Source organism: Agrobacterium sp. CFBP 3001 (assembly GCF_027871605.1).
Lineage (GTDB): Bacteria > Pseudomonadota > Alphaproteobacteria > Rhizobiales > Rhizobiaceae > Agrobacterium > Agrobacterium leguminum.
In genome coordinates this window covers 149,743-169,249 of sequence record NZ_JAQAHD010000001.1, presented here as the reverse complement: position 1 = coordinate 169,249, position 19,507 = coordinate 149,743, and the positions used below count along the sequence as shown (strand labels likewise).

Annotated in this window: 21 protein-coding genes; 11 read left to right on the top strand and 10 right to left on the bottom strand. The window is 59.5% G+C overall.

Going from position 1 to position 19,507, the window contains the following annotated elements; all coding sequences use genetic code 11:
• The first annotated feature begins 39 nt into the window (after positions 1 to 39).
• Together PH605_RS00845 and PH605_RS00840 are read left to right on the top strand one after the other, a co-directional pair.
• Entirely contained in the window at positions 40 to 747 is a 708-nt protein-coding gene (locus PH605_RS00845; RefSeq protein ID WP_142844119.1) for a FadR/GntR family transcriptional regulator, read from the top strand.
• A gap of 47 nt (positions 748 to 794) precedes the next feature.
• Complete coding sequence (locus PH605_RS00840; RefSeq protein WP_020011125.1) at positions 795 to 1,997, top strand: mandelate racemase/muconate lactonizing enzyme family protein; 1,203 nt, start codon at positions 795 to 797, stop codon at positions 1,995 to 1,997.
• Here PH605_RS00840 and xseA read toward each other — a convergent pair whose 3' ends face one another.
• Positions 1,998 to 3,596 carry an exodeoxyribonuclease VII large subunit gene (xseA, locus tag PH605_RS00835; protein WP_142844121.1) on the bottom strand — a complete coding sequence of 533 codons (1,599 nt, stop codon included), beginning with the start codon at positions 3,594 to 3,596 and terminating at the stop codon, positions 1,998 to 2,000.
• A 189-nt stretch (positions 3,597 to 3,785) separates the two neighbouring features.
• Between xseA and PH605_RS00830 the strand changes: the two genes are divergently transcribed.
• Together PH605_RS00830 and PH605_RS00825 are read left to right on the top strand one after the other, a co-directional pair.
• A complete protein-coding gene (locus tag PH605_RS00830; RefSeq protein ID WP_078051379.1) occupies positions 3,786 to 4,028 on the top strand; it encodes a hypothetical protein in 243 nt (80 codons plus the stop codon).
• Between the two features lie 12 nt (positions 4,029 to 4,040).
• Positions 4,041 to 4,412 (top strand): hypothetical protein, encoded by a 372-nt coding sequence (locus tag PH605_RS00825; protein ID WP_078051380.1) that lies wholly within the window; start codon positions 4,041 to 4,043, stop codon positions 4,410 to 4,412.
• Here PH605_RS00825 and PH605_RS00820 read toward each other — a convergent pair.
• Positions 4,409 to 5,392 (bottom strand): Gfo/Idh/MocA family protein, encoded by a 984-nt coding sequence (locus PH605_RS00820; protein WP_142844122.1) that lies wholly within the window; start codon positions 5,390 to 5,392, stop codon positions 4,409 to 4,411. The genes PH605_RS00825 and PH605_RS00820 overlap by 4 nt on opposite strands.
• A gap of 180 nt (positions 5,393 to 5,572) precedes the next feature.
• Here PH605_RS00820 and PH605_RS00815 point away from each other — a divergent pair, with 180 nt between their 5' ends.
• The 4 genes from PH605_RS00815 (at position 5,573) to PH605_RS00800 (ending at position 8,621) form a co-directional block, all read left to right on the top strand.
• Positions 5,573 to 6,133 carry a cysteine hydrolase family protein gene (locus PH605_RS00815; RefSeq protein ID WP_080855827.1) on the top strand — a complete coding sequence of 187 codons (561 nt, stop codon included), beginning with the start codon at positions 5,573 to 5,575 and terminating at the stop codon, positions 6,131 to 6,133.
• On the top strand, positions 6,133 to 7,116 hold the full coding sequence (locus tag PH605_RS00810; protein WP_125145158.1) for a GlxA family transcriptional regulator: 984 nt from the start codon (positions 6,133 to 6,135) through the stop codon (positions 7,114 to 7,116). Before PH605_RS00815 ends, PH605_RS00810 begins: the two co-directional genes overlap by 1 nt.
• A 109-nt stretch (positions 7,117 to 7,225) precedes the next feature.
• Positions 7,226 to 8,176 carry an aldo/keto reductase gene (locus PH605_RS00805; protein WP_065654675.1) on the top strand — a complete coding sequence of 317 codons (951 nt, stop codon included), beginning with the start codon at positions 7,226 to 7,228 and terminating at the stop codon, positions 8,174 to 8,176.
• 1 nt (position 8,177) lies between these two features.
• Positions 8,178 to 8,621: a GNAT family N-acetyltransferase gene (locus PH605_RS00800; protein ID WP_080855824.1), complete on the top strand. Its 444-nt coding sequence runs from the start codon at positions 8,178 to 8,180 to the stop codon at positions 8,619 to 8,621.
• Here the strand turns inward: PH605_RS00800 and PH605_RS00795 are convergent, their stop codons facing one another.
• Positions 8,622 to 9,512, bottom strand: coding sequence for a LysR family transcriptional regulator (locus tag PH605_RS00795; protein WP_065654677.1), 891 nt, complete (start codon positions 9,510 to 9,512; stop codon positions 8,622 to 8,624).
• A 115-nt stretch (positions 9,513 to 9,627) separates the two neighbouring features.
• On the opposite strand from PH605_RS00795, the gene PH605_RS00790 reads away from it, so the two are divergent.
• Positions 9,628 to 10,629 (top strand): aldo/keto reductase, encoded by a 1,002-nt coding sequence (locus PH605_RS00790; RefSeq protein ID WP_142844124.1) that lies wholly within the window; start codon positions 9,628 to 9,630, stop codon positions 10,627 to 10,629.
• Between the two features lie 38 nt (positions 10,630 to 10,667).
• Here the strand turns inward: PH605_RS00790 and pheT are convergent, their stop codons facing one another.
• From pheT to infC, 6 genes are all read right to left on the bottom strand, one after another.
• On the bottom strand, positions 10,668 to 13,091 hold the full coding sequence (gene pheT / locus PH605_RS00785) for a phenylalanine--tRNA ligase subunit beta (RefSeq protein ID WP_142844126.1): 2,424 nt from the start codon (positions 13,089 to 13,091) through the stop codon (positions 10,668 to 10,670).
• Between the two features lie 24 nt (positions 13,092 to 13,115).
• A complete protein-coding gene (gene pheS, locus PH605_RS00780; RefSeq protein ID WP_142844128.1) occupies positions 13,116 to 14,198 on the bottom strand; it encodes a phenylalanine--tRNA ligase subunit alpha in 1,083 nt (360 codons plus the stop codon).
• Positions 14,191 to 15,069, bottom strand: coding sequence for a lipopolysaccharide kinase InaA family protein (locus PH605_RS00775; protein WP_142844129.1), 879 nt, complete (start codon positions 15,067 to 15,069; stop codon positions 14,191 to 14,193). The genes pheS and PH605_RS00775 overlap by 8 nt, the downstream gene beginning before the upstream one ends.
• A 176-nt stretch (positions 15,070 to 15,245) precedes the next feature.
• Positions 15,246 to 15,650 (bottom strand): 50S ribosomal protein L20, encoded by a 405-nt coding sequence (rplT, locus tag PH605_RS00770; protein WP_003493358.1) that lies wholly within the window; start codon positions 15,648 to 15,650, stop codon positions 15,246 to 15,248.
• Positions 15,651 to 15,690: 40 nt separating this feature from the next.
• Positions 15,691 to 15,894, bottom strand: a complete 204-nt coding sequence (rpmI, locus tag PH605_RS00765; RefSeq protein WP_035264590.1) for a 50S ribosomal protein L35 — start codon at positions 15,892 to 15,894, stop codon at positions 15,691 to 15,693.
• A 189-nt stretch (positions 15,895 to 16,083) separates the two neighbouring features.
• The gene (infC, locus tag PH605_RS00760; protein ID WP_078051391.1) at positions 16,084 to 16,620 is read right to left on the bottom strand and encodes a translation initiation factor IF-3; all 537 of its coding nucleotides are present in this window, start codon (positions 16,618 to 16,620) and stop codon (positions 16,084 to 16,086) included.
• Positions 16,621 to 16,807: 187 nt separating this feature from the next.
• Between infC and PH605_RS00755 the strand changes: the two genes are divergently transcribed.
• Together PH605_RS00755 and PH605_RS00750 are read left to right on the top strand one after the other, a co-directional pair.
• Positions 16,808 to 17,596 carry an alpha/beta hydrolase gene (locus PH605_RS00755; protein WP_125145153.1) on the top strand — a complete coding sequence of 263 codons (789 nt, stop codon included), beginning with the start codon at positions 16,808 to 16,810 and terminating at the stop codon, positions 17,594 to 17,596.
• 118 nt (positions 17,597 to 17,714) lie between these two features.
• Complete coding sequence (locus tag PH605_RS00750) at positions 17,715 to 18,329, top strand: transglutaminase-like cysteine peptidase (protein ID WP_003524508.1); 615 nt, start codon at positions 17,715 to 17,717, stop codon at positions 18,327 to 18,329.
• Positions 18,330 to 18,385: 56 nt separating this feature from the next.
• Here the strand turns inward: PH605_RS00750 and mbfA are convergent, their stop codons facing one another.
• A complete protein-coding gene (gene mbfA, locus PH605_RS00745; protein WP_142844131.1) occupies positions 18,386 to 19,369 on the bottom strand; it encodes an iron exporter MbfA in 984 nt (327 codons plus the stop codon).
• Positions 19,370 to 19,507: the final 138 nt, after the last annotated feature.

Genomic DNA, 19,507 nt, shown 5'->3' with positions numbered 1-19,507 from the left:
GCAATTTTCCATAAACCTGTACTACAGGTTGGAGGAAAAATGTTAACTGCCATTTCGCATGAGTCCGGTCTCGTCAGCAGCACGATCGGCGCTATCACCCGCCATATCCGCGAAAACGAACTTGCACCGGGAGCAAAGCTCCCCAGCGAGCTTTCGCTCTCGCAGCAGCTAGGTGTCTCCCGCACCGTCGTTCGCGAGGCTTTCCGGTCCCTCTCGGCCATGCGGTTGATCGACGTGAGTGCCGGCAAGCGCGCGACGGTGGCGACGCTGGATCACGGTGCAATGTCATTGATGTTCGAACATGGCATTCACACCGAACAGATCAACATCCAGCAGATTTACGACGTGCGCCGCACGATCGAAGTCAGAACCGTGACGCTCGCGGCACTGAGACGCACGGATGCGGAAGCGCTCACCATTCTCGACCATGCCAACAATATGGAGCGGGATTTCGGTGACAATGACAATGTCATGGAACACGACCTTGCTTTTCACCTCGCCGTTGCCCGAGCCTCGAAGAACCCGGTTTTCGAACTCATTCTCGGCGCCTTTCAAAACGTGACGCGCCAGACATGGCCGATCGGATGGAAGAGCCGAACATCCGACGCGCAGCGTCATGCAGCCGGGGAACTTCATATCGCCATCGGGCAGGCCATTGCCGCCGGTGACCCGCAAACCGCCTCAACGCTGATGGCGCGGCATTTCGATGAAAGCGTGCATGCGCTTCTGGCCGCCGGCATAGCCTGATTTTTTCAACGCAATCCCAGACGAAAATCTCTGGAGGAGACACTTTCATGAAAATCACAAAACTCGAGACCGTCCGTGTGGCGGAACGGGCAAACCTGCTCTGGGTTCTGGTCCACACCGATGAGGGCATTACCGGGCTTGGCGAAACCTTTTATGGCGCCGAGACGGTGGAGACCTATGTGCACGAATACATCGCCCCCCGCGTGATCGGCCGCGACCCGCTGCAGATCGACCTTTTGGCGCAGGACCTCGTCGGTTATCTCGGCTTCCGTTCATCGGGCGCGGAAGTGCGCGGCAACTCCGCCTTCGATATTGCGCTGTGGGACATTTTCGGCAAGGCGACAAACCAGCCCATCGCCCAGCTTCTCGGCGGTTTCAGCCGTAAGGAAATCCGCACCTACAACACCTGCGCGGGCACCGAATATATCAAGAAGGCGACCGGGCAGCAGACCGCCAATTATGGCCTTTCCGGCGGCAAGGACTATGACGATCTGAACGGCTTCCTGCACCGGGCAGACGAGCTTGCCCATTCGCTGCTGGAAGACGGCATCACCGCCATGAAGATCTGGCCCTTCGACGCGGCGGCGGAAAAGACGCGCGGGCAATATATCTCGATGCCGGACCTGAAAAGCGCGCTCGAGCCATTTGAAAAAATCCGCAAGGCAGTGGGTGACAAGATGGATATCATGGTGGAGTTTCACTCCATGTGGCAGCTTCTGCCCGCCATGCAGATCGCAAAGGCACTCACCCCCTACCAGACCTTCTGGCATGAAGACCCGATCAAGATGGACAGTCTTTCCAGCCTGACGCGTTATGCCGCCGTTTCGCCCGCGCCCATTTCCGCCTCGGAGACGCTCGGCTCCCGCTGGGCCTTCCGCGATCTGCTGGAGACAGGTGCTGCCGGTGTGGTGATGCTGGACATCAGCTGGTGCGGCGGGCTTTCGGAGGCGCGCAAGATCGCTTCTATGGCGGAAGCCTGGCATCTGCCCGTCGCCCCCCATGATTGCACCGGGCCGGTGGTGCTCTGCGCCTCCACCCACCTGTCGCTCAACGCGCCGAACGCGCTGGTGCAGGAAAGCGTTCGCGCCTTCTACAAGACCTGGTATCGCGATCTCGTCACCGCATTGCCTGAGGTGAAGAACGGCATGATCACCGTGCCGCCGGGCGCCGGCCTTGGCATGGAACTGCATCCCGATATCGAAAAGACCTTCACCGTCAGCCGCCGTTTTTCGGATGCGGCGTCGATCTGATCAGAACAGGCTGCCCTGATTGCCCGGATCGGAAGAAGCCGGTTTCGCCGGCTTCTTTTTTGGCACTATGGGGTTATCCGGGGATGGCGCTCCCTCCCCCGTCGTGATGGCCGAGACGCGGCCATCGGCAAATTCCATCGAGACCACAGCACCTGAAGCAATAGCGGCAGCGCGGGTCAGCGGCCTGTTCTCCTCATCGCGGATCACGGCATAACCGCGTTTCAGCACGTTTTTATAAGAGAGCGATTGCAGGATGCGGTCATGGGCGGCAAGGCCCGCACGGTTCTGTGCCATGCGGTGCAATACGGCTGTATCGGCCCGGCGCGCGCCGGTGACGACCCGCTCCTTCTGCCGCTCCACCTGGCCGAGCAGCCGGGCGGGAAGCGAACGCAGCGCGGAATCGAAGGCATCGACGCGGCCTTTACCCTGCAGCAGACGGCGCTCCACCAGGGTCTCAGCCCGGTGCATGCGCTCGGTAAACCGTTGCCTGTGCTGTTTGAGACCGTTCAGCAGGGTTTCCGGCCTGAGACCCGAGGCGGACCGCTCAAAAGCGCGGCGCTTGTTCAGGGTTGTCAATTCCAGTCCACGCCCGAGACCGCTCGCGGCCTCGTCGAAACGGCGGCGCGGCAGGGCCAGAAGCTGATCGAGCGACGGCAGCGCGCGCACCAGCGCCCGCACGCCCTGACGGCGATTGTCCATCTGCCGCGATACCGAGCCTGAAAGACGCGCAGCAAGGCCGGAGAGCTGCGCTTCCAGTTCCGCACGCACCGGCACGGCCATTTCGGCGGCCCCCGTCGGGGTCGGCGCGCGCACATCGGCAGCGTAGTCGATCAAGGTCGTATCGGTTTCATGCCCGACGGCGGAAATCAGCGGGATTTCGCTTTCGGCAGCGGCGCGTACGACGATTTCGTCGTTGAAGCTCCAGAGGTCCTCCAGACTGCCGCCGCCACGCGCGACAATCAGCACATCCGGCCGCGCAATCTCACCGCCGGGCTGAAGCGCATTGAAACCGCGAATGGCGTTCGCCACTTCTTCGCCCGAACCTTCGCCCTGCACCTTGACTGGCCAGACGACCACATGGACAGGAAATCGATCCGAAATGCGGTGAAGAATATCGCGAATGACAGCGCCCGTGGGCGAGGTAACGACGCCGATGACATGCGGCATGAAGGGCAGCCGGCGCTTGCGGGCCGCATCGAACAGCCCTTCCGCCGCCAGACGCCGGCGGCGATCTTCCAAGAGCGCCATCAGCGCGCCGGCGCCGGCAGGCTCGAGGCTTTCTATGACGATCTGGTATTTCGACGAGCCGGGAAAAGTTGTGACCTTGCCGGTGGCAATGACTTCCATGCCCTCTTCCGGGCGGAACTTCAGCCGCGAGAAGGTGCCTTTCCAGATCACCGCATCGATACGGGCGCGGTCGTCTTTCAGCGAGAAATAGGCATGTCCTGAAGAATGCGGACCGCGATAGCCGGAAATCTCGCCGCGCACCCGCACCTGTTCGAAAGCCGTCTCCACCGTGCGCTTGATGGAACCCGACAGTTCGGAGACCGAGAACTCGGCAAGATTGCTCAATGCTGCGTGGGAGAAGATATCGCTCATGCCCGTTTGTAACCAAAACCCGTCGATTCGGAAATGCCGGCACCGGCCGGCCTCATTTTAACGGCGATGAAACCATATCCTCAACTAACGAGTTAGGAAAATGGGGATTGGAGGAGGAAACAAGGGTTCGTTAGGGAAAACGGCGTTACGTCTTGCCCCAGGCCCGGCAACCAAAGAGGAGGCGGCATCATGATTTTTCTTACCGCCACAGCACTCGGCGTAACCGCAGTTGCGCTTCGTTCGGTTTTCAGCATCGTTTTCATCTGCATGATGATTATCGGTGCCTATGGCGTGGCGATTGCACTTTCTTCCACGGCCGTGCCCTTGATGTCGCTGCTTCTGGCGCTCGCCGGTTACAATTTCGGTGTCGTGGGTGTCGTCCTTAGCCTTCTGGTGCTGCAGCGCCCGCGCTCCACCCAGCCAACCCTCTAAAAGCCCACAGTCTTGAGGCGTCCGCACTTTGCGCTGACCGAGATTTGCGGACTGGCCGCTGACCTTGCCGTGACCTGTCTGGTTATTTTCTATCTCGGCGTCGATCCGCTGGCCGCCCGTTTGCCGGGCGCAGCAACGGGGCTTGCAACAAGCTGGCGGCTGAACCGTGCAAATGGTGAGGCGTCAGCCAGGCTGAACAGCTTTCTGATGAATGCCGTCACAGTCACCTCACGTATCGTCAGTGTCGGCCTGTTTGCCCTGCTGCAATGGCGCAATCCTCTCGTCCAGCCGCTCGTCCCACTTGCCTTTTCAGCGCTGGCGGCACTGGCGCTGGCGCTTTACGGTTATTGGCGGCTTCAAAAGCAACGGCAAGATCAGGACTAAACCGTCTCCCAGCCATTCTTTTCCGCCGCCCGGTAGATGGCGTCGATGAAAAGCTGGTTCTTTCTCGAGCTTTCCAGCGTCACGACGTCGCCCTCGCCCTTCGCCGCACGGGCAAAGGCCTCCGCCTCCAGCTTATATTGGCGGCTATCCTGAAACCGGAAGATTTGCGACTGGTTATGGGCCTGATTGGTCAGCTCGATCTCTTCCGCACCCCAGCGATTGGCGTTGAAGGGAGATTTGACCTCAATGTATCCCTCAGTGCCATGGAAAACCATGAGCTGACGGGCGGCAAGCTGTGTGGCCAGATAAAAACTCAGTTCGAAGCCGCCGAAATCGGCCCTGACACTGGAATAGATATCTGTGCCGAACTCCTTATCGCGCTCGACGGTGGCCTGTACGCGCCGGGGCTCCGCGCCGGTAGCAAAGCGCGTCACGATGGTCGGGTAAACGCCGATATCCGGCAAGGCTCCCCCACCCAGTTCGGGAATATTGCGCATATTGCCGGGATCGCGGTTGAAATAGCTGAAAGCGCCCTGAACATGCTTCAGTGTGCCTGTCGCGCCGGACGCCAGCAACTCCTTAACCTTCGCCCAGACGGGCGCATAGGTGACCATGAAAGCTTCCGAAATGACAACACGGTTGCGGTCACGCGCGGCGATGAGGGTGTCGATCTCCCCAGCCTTCAATGCAATCGGCTTTTCGCACAGAACATGCTTGCCGGAATCGGCGGCCTTGATGGTCCATTCCACGTGCTGCGAGGTCGGAAGCGGAATATAGACGGCGTCGATCACATCCGAGGCCAGCATCTCCTCATAGGAGCCGAAGGCGTGGGGCACGGAAAAACGATCCGCCACCGCGCGCGCCTTGGCGAGGTCACGGCTGGCGATAGCGCTGACCACGCAGTTCTGCGCATCCTGTATCGCCGGAATGACGTGATCCTGAGCGATTTTCGCCGTTGAGATTATTCCGAAACGCAGCATTCCAATCTCCCGCTCTGCCATCCGCCGGAAACTTACCATCGTCATACGGTCTGGCAAGCCGCACATGCATGACAGAGCAGAGTATGGCTGAATGTGTCCTGTCTTTGTCGGAATGCCTGCTTTTCTCCGATCTGGATAAGAGGAATTATGCTATGCATGAACCCAATGGAGAAACATGAAATGTCCTCTTCTCGTACAGCGCTGCTTGTCATCGACGTTCAGGAGTCCTTTCGGCACGCCCCTTACTTCGAGGAAAGCGAGCTTGCCGACTATCTGGAGAAGCAGCAGGCACTGATCGACGGCGCCAGGGCTGCGGGCATTCCCGTCGTACAAATCTTCCACGTCGATGGCGACAGGGCCTTTTCAAAAGACAGCGGCTATATCCGGGCGCTGGAGGGTGTGCGGATTACCCCTGATGTCACCTTTCACAAAAACCGCCATTCGGCTTTTGCCGGCACCGGCCTCGAAATCTGGCTGACGCAGAAGGGCATCAACCGGCTGATCGTCTCCGGCATCCGCACCGAACAATGCTGCGAAACCACCACCCGGCATGCTTCCGATCTTGGTTACAGCGTCGATTACGTCACCGAAGCGACGCTGACTTTCCCGATGACACATGCTTCCGGCACCGTCTTCAGCCCGGACGATATCCGCAAGCGAACCGAGCTGGTGCTGGCCGGCCGCTTCGCGCGCATCGTGACCGTCGATGATGCACTGGCCACCGTCAAAGAGGCCGCCTGATGGATAAAGGCGGCACGCGCACCATTCCCTTTTATACGCTTGTGCCGCCACATGCGCTGTTGCTCGATATTGCCGGCCCGCTCGAAGTGATCCGTTATGCCAATGGGGAACAGCGGGACATCCATTTCGACTGCCGCTACATTGCTGCGACTGACAAACAGCAATCTTCCATCGGTCTTGCGCTTTCAGGGCTGGAGAACTTGCCTGCGACCCTGCCGGAAAATGCTTTCCTGCTGATCTCCGGCAGCACATCACGCTTCGACAACGATCCGGAGACAGGGCGAGAGCGGCAAGTGCTGGCGGCATGGCTGCGCCGTGTTGTGCGCCCCGATACGACAGTCATTTCCATCTGTTCCGGCGCGCTGCTGGCGGGCGAAGCCGGGCTTTTCGATGGGCGCAACTGCACGACCCATGCCGATTGCCTTGAAGGGCTGCGTCGCATCGCGCCGCTGTCCCAGGTGGCCGAAAACCGCCTTTTCGTCGAGGATGGCAACCGCTTCTCAAGCGCCGGAATTTCCACCGGCGTCGATCTGATGCTGCATGTGGTTTCCCGGCTGACATCCCCGGCTGTCGCCGCGCGTATTGCCAAAACCATGGTGGTTTATCTCAGACGCAGCGGCAACGATCCGCAAATCTCCCCCTGGATGACCGGCCGCAACCACATCCACCCCGCCATTCACCGGGTTCAGGACCGTGTGATGGCCGAGCCGGCGCAGGACTGGTCGCTGGAGCGGCTGGCCGATATTGCGGCGCTCAGCGAAAGGCATTTGTCGCGACTGTTTCGCGAGCATACCGGCATCAGCGTCATCGACTACGTCAACCTGATGCGGGTCAATCTCGCCCGCGACATTCTCGCCAACAGTCGCCTGGATATGGAAGCCATTGCCGAACGGGCGGGCTTTGCCTCCGCCCGGCATTTACGGCGTGTCTGGCAGCAGCATAATCGTTACCCGCCCAGCCATTATCGCGGTTTTCAGGCCTGATAATCTCAAACCCTGTCGCTGCCTGATGAATGCCATCAAAGGAATTGAATGGTTATGCGGATGAGCAGTTGCTAACCTTGCCACCAAGACAGCAACAGGAGCATTCCCCGTGGAAAAACGAAGCCTCGGCCGCACCGGCCTCTCCATCGCCCCGATCGTTTTCGGCGGTAACGTGTTCGGCTGGACAGCGGATGAGAAGACTTCCTTTGCGCTGCTCAACGCCTTTTTCGACGCCGGGTTCAACGCCATCGACACGGCGGATGTCTATTCCGCCTGGGTGGACGGACATGTGGGCGGCGAGTCCGAGACGATCATCGGCAAATGGCTGAAGCAGTCGAGCGTGAAGCGCGAAGATGCGGTAATCGTCACCAAGGTCGGTTTTGACAATCGCGGCCAGAAGACAGGCCTCAGCGCCAAGTGGATCGAAGAGGCCGTGGAAGCGTCGCTGAAGCGGCTGCAAACCGACTATATCGACCTTTACCTCGCCCACAAGCCGGATGCGGATGTGCCGCTGGAGGAAACGCTCGCCGCTTTCGGCAAGCTGAAGGAGCAGGGAAAAATCCGCGCCATCGGCTGCTCCAATTATTCCGCAAGCCAGCTTCAGGAAGCGCTGGACACGGCCGCAAAAAACAATCTTCCCCGTTATGACGTGCTGCAGCCGGAGTATAATCTCTATAACCGCAAGGATTTCGAAGGTCCGCTTGCCGAGCTTTGCCAGAAGGAAGAGATCGGCGTCATCAATTATTACAGCCTCGCCGCCGGCTTCCTCACCGGGAAATATCGTGCCAAGGCGGATACGGAAGGCGTCGCCCGCAGCTATCGCGTGGGTGAATATGTCAATACGCGCGGGCTTGCCATTCTGGGCGCCATGGATGCCGTGGCAGTGGAAACCGGGGCCAAGCTTGCCGATATCGCACTGGCCTGGCTGTTGCGAAAGAAGGCGATAACCGCGCCGATCGCCAGCGCCACCAGCCTCTCCCAGCTTGAAAGCTTCAAACGCGCCGTCGAGTTAAAGCTGACGGATGAGATGATGACGCTGCTCGACAAGGCGGGTGCGTAACATGGAGCTCAGAATTCGCGATGCGCAGCCGGCTGACCGGACGGAATGGCTGCGCCTGTGGAACGACTATCTTGCCTTTTATGATGTCGAACTTGCCGATGAGGTGACCGAGCATACCTGGGCGCGCATTCTCGATCCCGCATCCCGGGTTTCCATGCGCGTGGCCATGCTCGGCGACCGCATGGCCGGTTTCGCCATTCACCACTTCCATGATTCCACCTGGGTAAAGACGCCTGACTGCTATCTGGAAGACCTGTTCGTCGATGGCGAAATCCGCGGCAAGGGAACGGGCCGGGCGCTGATGGACGATCTTGTCGCCATCTGCAAGGACAAGGGCTGGTCACGGCTCTACTGGCACACCGGCGAGGACAATCACCGCGCCCAGAAGCTCTACGACAGCTATGTGAAGAGCGACGGCCATATCCGCTATCGCATCAAGTTCTGATCAATTCCTGAAGCGGAAGAAATCCACGAAAGCCCTCAGCGCCGGCCTCATCTGCCGGCGCGAGGGATAATAAATGTAAAAACCGTCGAACGGGGCGCACCAGTCGTCAAGCACGCGGATAAGCCTGCCCGCCCGGATATCGTCTTCAACACGCTGCTCGAAAACGAACGCAAGCCCTGCCCCGTCGATGGCAGCCCGGCGAATGAGGCTCTGGTCCGACAGGATCAGCGGCCCCTGCACATCAACCACCAATGGCTTGCCATTCTTCTCCAGTTCCCAGCGATAGATAAGGCCGCTGGCGAAACGCCGGCGGATACAGCGATGCCGGATGAGATCCCTTGGATCCTGCGGTGGTGGATTTTCTGAGAAATAGGAGGGCGCGCCGACAATCGCACCGCGCCATGCGCCGCTGGCTTTTACCGCAATCATATCCGCATCGAGGTGCTCGCCAAGCCGCAAACCCGCATCGAAACCTTTCGCGACAATATCCTCGAAACGATCATCCGTTGAGATTTCGAGTGAAATATCGGGATAGAGCCGCAGGAACTCACCCAGCCGGGGCACGATGAGGTCCTCGGCAGCAAGCCGCGGCAGGGTGATGCGCAGGGGGCCGGCCGGTCTTCCGCCCTGCTCGGCAAGCGTCTCGATGACCGCATCGATATCGGCAAGTGCCGGACCAAGCGTTTCGAGAAGCCGCCTGCCCTCCTCTGTCGGCGAAACGCTGCGGGTGGTACGATGAAGCAGACGCAAGCCAAGGCTCGCCTCCAGCGACGACACCGCATGGCTGACGGCGGAAGGGGCAATGGCAAGTTCGGCGGCGGCCTTGCGAAAGCTTCGGCCTTCGGCAACGGCAGCGAGAACAGCCAGTTGGGAGAGTTGCACACGGTTCATTGTTCTAAATGATAGAACAACCCACGCGGATTTGCAGCGATTATTTTTGCCGCCATGAGACGCTATTTTCTCATCACGCCCTGATGACGGGCGGTTCCTTTGGAAGGACGAACAGATGAAAAAAAGAACCCTTGGAAACAACCTTTCCGTTTCCGCGCTTGGCCTCGGCTGCATGGGCATGACACACGCCTATAGCCCGACCGGCGATGAGAGCAGCGCAATTGCAACGCTGCACCGCGCCGTCGAACTCGGCGTCACCTTTTTCGATACGGCGGAAGTTTATGGGCCTTACAACAACGAAATCCTTGTCGGCAAGGGTTTGAAGCCCTATCGTGACAAGGTGGTCATCGCCACCAAGTTCGGTTTCAAAATCGACACCAGCAAACCCGCTGGCCAGATGATGGTGGGCACCGACAGCCGCCCGGAAAATGTGCGCGCCGTCGCCGAAGCCTCTCTCAAACGCCTCGGCGTCGATGAGATCGACCTGTTCTACCAGCATCGCGTCGATCCGAATGTTCCGATCGAAGACACGATAGGCGCTATGGCCGAGCTCGTCCGGCAGGGCAAAGTGAAGCATCTCGGCCTATCGGAAGCGAGTGCCGAAACGCTTCGCAAAGCGCACGCCGTTCATCCGATTGCGGCAATTCAGAGCGAATATTCGCTGTGGACCCGCGACGTGGAGGAAAACGGCGTGCTGGAAACCTGCCGAGAACTCGGCATCGGTTTCGTCCCCTTCAGCCCGCTCGGGCGCGGTGCCTTGACGGGCGCGCTGAAGTCGCTCGACGGCCTTGCATCCGACGACTTCCGCCGCGGCCTGCCGCGCTTCCAGAGCGAAAACTTCGACGCCAATCTGGCGCTCATCAAGCTTCTGGAAGACATGGCGACTGAGAAAGGCGTGACCGCCGGACAACTGGCGCTGGCCTGGGTTCTGGCGCAGGGCGACTTCATCGTTCCTATTCCCGGCACGACAAAAATCGCCAATCTGGAGAAGAACGTTGCCGCAGCGGAGGTGTCGCTGACGGCAGAAGAAGCCGCCAGCCTCGGCGCACTGCTTTCGCCCGCAAAAGTCGCCGGCGCGCGTTACCCGGAACAGATGTCACGGATGGCCAACCGATAACAACAAAAAGCCGCGGCAGTGCCGCGGCTTTTTTCATTTCAGGCGCGCAGGACGCCGCCCGTCGATTTCTCGACATTGCCGACGATCTTGGCCGTCAGGGCCTCGAAATCCTCGTCCGTCAGCGTCTTGTCGACCGGCTGGATCTGCACTTCGATGGCGACCGACTTGCGGTTTTCACCGAGCGATGCGCCCTCGAAAATATCGAAGACATTGACGCCGGTGATCAGCTTGCGGTCAGCGCTGGTCGCAGCCTTGATGATGGCGCCCGCCTCGACCGACTTGTCGACCACGAAGGCGAAATCGCGCTTGACGGCCTGGAAGGGCGAAAGCTCGAGCGCAGGCTTGGTGCGGGTGGCCTTCTTCTTCGGCTCCTGCATGGCGTCGAGATAAATCTCGAAACCGCAATAGGCGCCGGAGACATCCAGTTCGGAGAGCGTCTTCGGATGGAACTCGCCGAAATAGCCGAGCACGACCTTCGGACCCATCTTGATGGTGCCGGAGCGGCCGGGATGATACCAGCCGGGGCCGCCGGCTTCGATCTGCACATTGGCCATGGGCAGGCCGCAAGCTTCCAGCACCGAGAGCGCATCGGCCTTGGCGTCATAGACATCCACGGGCTTGCCACCGCCCTTCAAAGCATTGGACCACATGCGGCCGCTGCCTGCGAGCGAGGCCGTGCCACGACGAACACCGCCAGCAACGCGGCGTTGCTTATCAGGTGTATCGCCCTCATAGGTGCCGGAAACCTCGAAGATCGCGACGTCACCATAACCCTTGTCGGCATTGCGCTGTGCGGCAGTCAGCAGGCCGGGCAGCAGCGAGGGCCGCATGTCCGACATATCGGCCGCAATCGGGTTTGCGAGCTTGAGGGCCGGCGAACCACCGCCGAAGAGTTTCGCCTGCGCTTCCGGGATGAAGGACCAGGTGACGGCCTCGAGCATGCCGCGGCTTGCCAGCGCACGGCGCGCGGTGCGGGTGCGGATTTGCAGCGTGGTCAGGATACGGCCGTTGACCGCGCCGAAGCTTTCCAACGGCTCGGGCTTGATGTTGTCGACGCCATGGATGCGCATGACCTCTTCCACCAGATCGGCCTTGCCATCGACATCCGGACGCCAGGACGGCACGGTGACGGAGACGCGCTCGCCCGTTCCCTCGACGCTGAAACCCAGGCCTTTGAGAATGGCGAGGCTCTCTTCCGCCGAGACTTCCAGACCTGTCAGGCGCTTTACTTCCGCGAGCGGGAAATCCACGACCTTGAGCTCATAACCCTTGTAACCAACGACCTTCGCCTCGCCGGCAATGCCGCCGCACAATTCGAGAACCAGTTCGGTGGTACGCTCCAGACCCGGAACCATATATTCCGGATCGACGCCGCGCTCGAAACGATAACGCGCATCGGTGATGATGCCGAGCGAACGGCCGGTCTTGGCAATGTTGATCGGATCCCAGAGAGCGGATTCGATCAGCACGTCGACAGTATTGTCATCGCAGCCGGAATGTTCGCCACCCATGACGCCGCCGATGGATTCGAGACCTTTCTCATCGGCGATGACGACATTGTTCGGGCCGAGCTTATATTCACGCTGGTCGAGCGCGAGGATCGTCTCGCCCTCTTTTGCGCGGCGAACCGTGAGATCGCCCTTGACCTTGGCGGCGTCGAAGACGTGCATCGGCCGGCCCTGATCGAAGGTCATGTAGTTGGTGATGTCGACTAGCGCATTGATGGGACGCAGGCCGATTGCCAGCAGGCGCTGCTGCATCCATTTCGGGCTGGGGCCGTTCTTCACGCCACGAACGACGCGCAGCGAAAAGCCGGGGCAGAGCGCCGCATCGTCCAGCTCAAGCTTCACGTCGACCGGGGTTGCGCCTTCCACCTTGAAGGACGGCGCGGGTCTCGTCTTCAGCTTGCCGAGACCGGAAGCAGCGAGATCGCGGGCAATACCGTAGATCGAGGTGCAGTCCGGGCGGTTCGGGGTCAGGTTGATTTCGATGACCGGATCGTCGAGCCCGGCATAGGCGGCGAAGGAGGTGCCGACCGGCGCATCTTCCGGCAGGTCGATGATGCCGTCGTGATCTTCGGAAATGTTCAGCTCCTTTTCGGAGCACATCATGCCGTGGCTTTCCACGCCGCGTATCTTGCCGACGGCAAGGGTGACGTCGATGCCCGGAACATACACGCCCGGACGCGCGAGCGCACCGACGAGGCCGGCGCGTGCATTCGGCGCGCCGCAGACGATCTGCACCGGCTTGCCGTCGCCGGCGTCGACGGAGAGAACCTTCAGGCGGTCAGCTTCCGGGTGCTTCTCGGCGGAGAGCACCTTGGCGATGACGAAAGGCTTGTAGGCCGCCTTGTCGTCAACGTCCTCGACCTCAAGGCCGATTGCCGTCAGCCGCTCGCAAATCTCATCCAGCGTCGCATCGGTATCGAGATGCTCTTTCAGCCAGGAAAGAGTGAATTTCATGTCTTTGCTCCTTGGCTAACCGGATTAAACGCTCAAACCGCCGAACAGCGTCGGCATGTCGAGCGGGCGGAAGCCGTAGTGGTTCATCCAGCGGACATCGGCGTTGAAGAAATCGCGCAGGTCCGGCATGCCGTATTTCAGCATGGCGATGCGGTCGAGGCCCATGCCCCAGGCAAAGCCCTGATATTCATCCGGGTCCAGCCCGCCGGCTCGCAGCACGTTCGGGTGCACCATGCCGCAGCCGAGGATCTCCATCCAGTCCTTGCCTTCGCCGAACTTGACGATGGGGCCGGAACGGTCGCACTGGATATCCACCTCGAAGCTCGGCTCCGTGAAGGGGAAGAAGGAGGGGCGAAAGCGCATGACGACGCTGTCGACCTCGAAGAAGGTCTTGCAGAATTCTTCCAGAATCCAGCGCAGATTGCCGACATGCGCCTTCTTGTCGATGACAAGGCCTTCGACCTGATGGAACATCGGCGAATGGGTAGCGTCGGAATCCTGGCGATAGGTCTTGCCGGGAATGACGATGCGGATCGGCGGCTTCTGGCTTTCCATGGTGCGGATCTGCACTGGCGAAGTGTGGGTGCGCAGCACCTTGCGCTCGCCCTTTTCATCCGGCTGGAAGAAGAAGGTATCGTGCATCTCGCGGGCCGGATGGCCTTCGGGGAAATTCAGCGCCGTGAAGTTGTAATAGTCGGTTTCGATATCCGGACCTTCGGCGATCGAGAAACCCATATCCGCGAAGATCGCGGTGATTTCATCGACGATCTGGCTGATCGGATGAATGCGGCCGCGCTCGGCCGGAGACTGGCGGACCGGCAGGCTGACATCCACCGTTTCCGCCTTCAGCCGGGCAGTAATGGCAGCGTCCTTCAGCGCATTCTTGCGCTCGCCGATGAGGTCGGTGATTTCGGTCTTGAGCTGGTTGATGGCGGCGCCGCGGGTCTGGCGCTCTTCCGGCGTCATGCTGCCAAGCGTCTTCAGAAGCTCCGAAACCGAGCCCTTCTTGCCAAGCGCGGAAAGGCGCACGGCTTCAATGGCCGGCTCATCGGCAGCCGTGGCGATCTCCGACATCAATTGCGATTTCAAGGTATCAAGTTCAGTCATCTTTTCCTGCCTTGCCGGTCTTTTTAACAGCGGCTTCGGGGTTCACAGCATTCATCAGATAGTCGGTCGCCATGATAAAGCGTCGCAGATCACTACCCATCCGCACGCGCCCGATCAACCGGGCAACCGGTAAAAAACGCCCCAGAATGCCGGTCAGACGGCACAATTCTTCCAGCGCCCGGGGCGGGGCGTTTTCGCGCCAGCGGGCAAAGGCGGCATCGCAGGTTTTCCGCGCATCGCAGGCGCGGGTCGCGACCTGTAAAAACAGCAGCCAGACATCGCGGGCCTGCGCCGTCTCGAGCGGCATGACTTCCTGCGGGCGCTCCTCAAAATCCATGAAACCAACGCGGCCGTCTTCGAGAAAAAAGTCGCGCACATGCGGGCGCCCATGGCAAAGGCCTGCCGCATGCAATTCGCCGAGTGCCTCGGCAGATTTTACCAGCAGGGCATCATGTTCCGCCGGCGCGGCTGTCTTTATCGCGTCCATGCGCTCGATGATGGTGGGGCCAACGTCGCCCAGCACAACTGCGGTCCGGGAAGAATAGATCACGGGCGGAACCGGAAAACCACTGGCCTTGAAGGCCTGCAGCGTGTCGAGTTCGCGACGCATCAGGCCGGCACCGTCGAGCGGCGGCGAAGGGCGCATGAAGGTGTAAGGAAGCAGCTTTGCGAGAAAGGTCTGCAGCTTTATCCACCAGGACGGCGTTTCCGTGCCCTGGCGCTTGATCCATACTGTCAGTTGCGACAGCTCAACCTTCTGGACCCGCCGCTCGCTTTTTAACAAAGCGTGCATGAGAGTGGCAATATCTGCATCATCAAGATGTACTCGAAACCCTTCGGCTGTATCAGCCTGATTTTCATTAACCAGCATTCTCGTCCACCAGGAGATTTTTCAGGGCAGACGCGCTGGATACTCTATTTTTCCTAAATTTCTAAATTAAAAACTACGATACATTCTCGACCAGGCGGTTGCACCAGCCAAACGCAAAACCCGCGCCGGAGAACCGGCGCGGGTTTCAAATGAACAACAGATTGTCCGCGCCGTAATTACTTTACAGCGGTTTCAAACTCGTTGGCCGTACCAGCATCCTTGAGGTACTCAAGCGCCTTCTTCGCTGCTTCGACGAGCGCGCCGAATGCTGCCGGCTCATGGATAGCCATGTCGGACAGAACCTTGCGGTCGACTTCGATGCCAGCCTTGTTCAGGCCGTCGATGAAGCGGCCATAGGTCAGGCCGAATTCGCGAACAGCAGCGTTGATACGCTGGATCCACAGAGCGCGGAAGTTGCGCTTGTTGACCTTGCGGTCGCGGTAAGCGTACTGCTTGGAACGATCCACGGCAGCCTTTGCTGCGCGGATGGTGTTCTTGCGGCGGCCGTAGAAGCCCTTGGCTGCCTTGAGTGTCTTGGTGTGCTTGGCGCGGGAAGTTACGCCACGTTTTACGCGTGCCATGTCATGATCTCCTTAAAGTGTCCAAATGTGCGGAAAAGTCTCAGAGACCGTTCGGCAGGTAGTTCTTGACGACCTTCTTGCCGTCAGCGTCGGCGAGAACCATGGTTCCGCGCGCGTCGCGAATGAACTTGTTGGTACGCTTGATCATGCCGTGGCGCTTGCCGGCGGCGGCTGCAACAACCTTACCGGTTGCGGTGATCTTGAACCGCTTCTTTGCAGCGGACTTCGTCTTCATCTTGGGCATTTTGCTACTCCGTTTTTGTATCGAAACAGGCAGACGAGGCCTATTTCAAGCTATTCAGGAACGGCCTCGGCATGCCCTGCCGGACCGTTCGGACGCGCGCTTATAACCGCAGTCGGCTAAAAGCGCAACGGGGAAAGCAAACTTCCCCTTGCGATGGCGATTCATGCGGCCTTAAAAGGCTGGCGCAAATTATTTCGGGGCGAGAACCATCATCATCTGACGGCCTTCCAGCTTCGGCTCGGCCTCCACCTTGGCAATCGCCTGGGTGTCTTCCTTCACCTGAAGGAGAAGCTTCATGCCGAGTTCCTGGTGGGCCATTTCGCGGCCGCGGAACTTCAGCGTTACCTTCACCTTGTCGCCATCGTCAAAGAAACGGCCCATCGCCTTCATCTTCACGTCATAGTCGTGCGTGTCGATGTTGGGGCGCATCTTGATTTCTTTAACTTCGACGATCTTCTGTTTCTTGCGCGCTTCAGCGGCCTTTTTCTGGGTCGAGTACTTCAGCTTGCCGAGATCGAGGATCTTGCATACCGGCGGTTCAGCGTTCGGCGAAATCTCAACGAGATCGAGACCGGCCTCCTCCGCCAGTTTCAAAGCCTGATCCGTCGGCATGCTACCGAGGTTCTGGCCCTCTTCATCAATAAGCTGAACTCTGGGAACCCGAATTTCCCGGTTGGAGCGCGGCCCCTCCTTGACGGGGGCATCGGCTTTGAAAGGTCTGCGAATGGTCGTATTCTCCTGATCTGTTTCTGGATCACGTCAGCAAAAAACAGCTTGTTTGGTACAAGCGGCGGAAATGTCGTTATTGCCGTGGCGAAGTCAATAGCATATCTGCCCGAAAAGATCACCTGTTGTCACGGTTTTTGCAAATACGCCGCCGTTGTTGCACCAAAATCAGGAGAATTGCATAGACATGACCGAACAAGCCGCTGAATTCCTGCGCGTAGGCCCAGACAACGACACCCGCGACATTGCTTTCCTTCATCGCCCGGCGGCTTCGGGTGAGAATATACCGATGCTGGTATGGCTCGGCGGCTATCGTTCCGACATGACCGGAACCAAGGCGGTTGAACTCGATCGCTTCGCCGCTGAAAACGGTCTTGCCTGCCTGCGGCTCGACTATTCCGGCCATGGCGCCTCCGGCGGCGACTTCAGGAAGGGCACGATTTCCCGCTGGCTGGAAGAGGCGCTTGCCGTGGTGCGCGCAAAGGCGCCGTCGCGCGTCGTTCTCATCGGCTCCTCCATGGGCGGATGGATTGCGCTACGCATGGTCGAGGAGTTGCGCAAGGCGGGCAGCGCGCCATCCGTCGCCGGTCTCGTCCTCATTGCGCCAGCGCCGGATTTCACGCAGGAGCTGATAGAGCCCAGCCTTTCGGATGCGGAAAAAACCTCTCTGGCGGAAAAGGGATATTTCGAGGAACATTCGGAATATAGCCCCGAGCCCAACATCTTCACCCGCGCGCTGATGGAGGACGGGAAGCAGAACCGCGTGCTGCAGGGTATCATCACCACCGGCTGCCCCGTTCACATCCTGCAGGGCATGCGCGACCCGGATGTTCCCTATCAGCATGCACTGAAGCTTCTAGAACATCTTCCGTCCGACGACGTCGTGTTGACGCTGATCCGCGACGGCGACCATCGGCTTTCCCGGCCGCAGGATATCGAGCGGATGCTCGCCGCGGTCAAAGCCCTTGCAATATAGGCATTTGCGCAACGCTCTTAACCATATTCGACGAGTCTTGCGCGCCGCCGATTGCTAGCGATTGACTCAAGCCCCCTATCCCTCTTAACTTTTCGTTAAGAATTAAGGGACGGGTTTCATGATGAACGCACCGCTGGCGCGTGCGCTGCTGTTTGCAGTTGCCGCCGGGCTAATGACTGCTGCCTCCGCCACGGCGGAAACCAAGGGAAGCCCTTCCATGGTGACGGGGGGGATTACCTCCCAGCCTATCGGCCATTATGAGTTCTGTCAGAAATATGCCGATGAATGCAATATTCGCAGCAAGGCGACGCCGCCGCCGCGCGTCACGGATTATGGCTGGGATGTCATTCGCGAAGTCAATACGTCCGTCAATACCACCATCGTGGCGATGACCGATCAGGAAATCTACGGCAAGGACGAAGTCTGGGAATATCCGACGACCGCCGGCGACTGCGAAGATTTCGTGCTGCTGAAGCGAAAGAAGCTGGTCGAGCGTGGTTTTTCCGTGGCCGATCTTCTGATCACCGTCGTGCGCAAGCCGGATGGCGAAGGCCATGCCGTGCTGACCCTTCGCACCACCGACGGCGATTATATTCTCGATAACCTCACCGACGACGTGAAGCTGTGGACCGACACCAACTACACCTATCTGAAGCGGCAGGCGTCCTTCAATACGGGCCGTTGGGTCTCCATTGAAGACGGTCGCGACGTGCTGGTCGGCGCATTGCGCTGACGCCTGTGCCAGGTTCGAAGGAATTAAGAGCCCGCTATTGCGGGCTCTTTCTTTTTTTACCCATTGCCGATGATAATGCCGGCCGCAAGCACCAGTGAGCCGCCGAGGACCACCTGAAACACCGCGCGCAGGAACGGCGTTTCCATGAAGCGGTTCTGAATGAAGGCGATGGCCCAGAGTTCCACGAAAACGACGACGGCGGCAATCGCGGTCGCCGTCCAGAAATGCGGAATGAGATAGGGCAATGCGTGGCCGAGGCCGCCTATGGCCGTCATGATGCCCGAGGCCAGGCCCCGCTTTACCGGAGAACCGCGGCCAGAAAGCTTGCCATCATCATGGGCGGCTTCGGTGAAGCCCATGGAAATACCCGCACCAACGGAGGCCGAGAGGCCGATAAGGAAGGTCTGCCAGGTATCCTGCGTGGCAAAGGCGGCCGCGAAAATCGGCGCGAGCGTCGAGACGGAGCCATCCATAAGCCCCGCAAGACCCGGCTGAATATAGGTCAGAAGAAATTGCCGTTTTGCGGTTTCCGCCTCTTCGGTCTTGCCGTTTTCATCGAGGTGTTTTTCTTGCAGCATCTGCGCAATGTCTTCGTGACCCCGCTCCGCCTCGGCCAGATCGCCGAGGAGCTTGCGTGTTGAGGCATCGCTGGTACGCTTGACGGCCTCATCGTAGAAGCGGATCGCCTGCGCTTCCATCAATTCGGCCTGGGCGCGGATTTTTTCGAGCGACAGGTTCTTCACCAGCCAGTCCGGGGTGCGCTCATAGAAACCACGCACATGTTCGCGGCGGATCAGCGGGATGGTTTCTCCGAAGCGGCGGCGATGCATATCGATCAGCACGTTTCGATGCTGCTGCTCGACCTCGGCCATATCCTCGAAGACTTTGGCGGATTGCGGATATTGCGCGCGCAGATGATCGGCATAGGAGCGATAGATGCGGGAATCGTCCTCCTCGGATGAAATGGCGAGCGCGAGGATTTCCTGTTCGCCAAGGGAGGAAAAGGGACGTTTGGACAGGGGAAAAAGACTGCGAAACATGGCTGAGACCTTTTTTAGAATAATTCTAAATACATCCGCATCGCACCGGGATCAAGCCTTCTTAGAATAATTCTAATAAGGCAAAGGGTCGCATTGCGGGCCGCATCGCAGCGGGGTAAATTCGCGAAAAAGGAAACA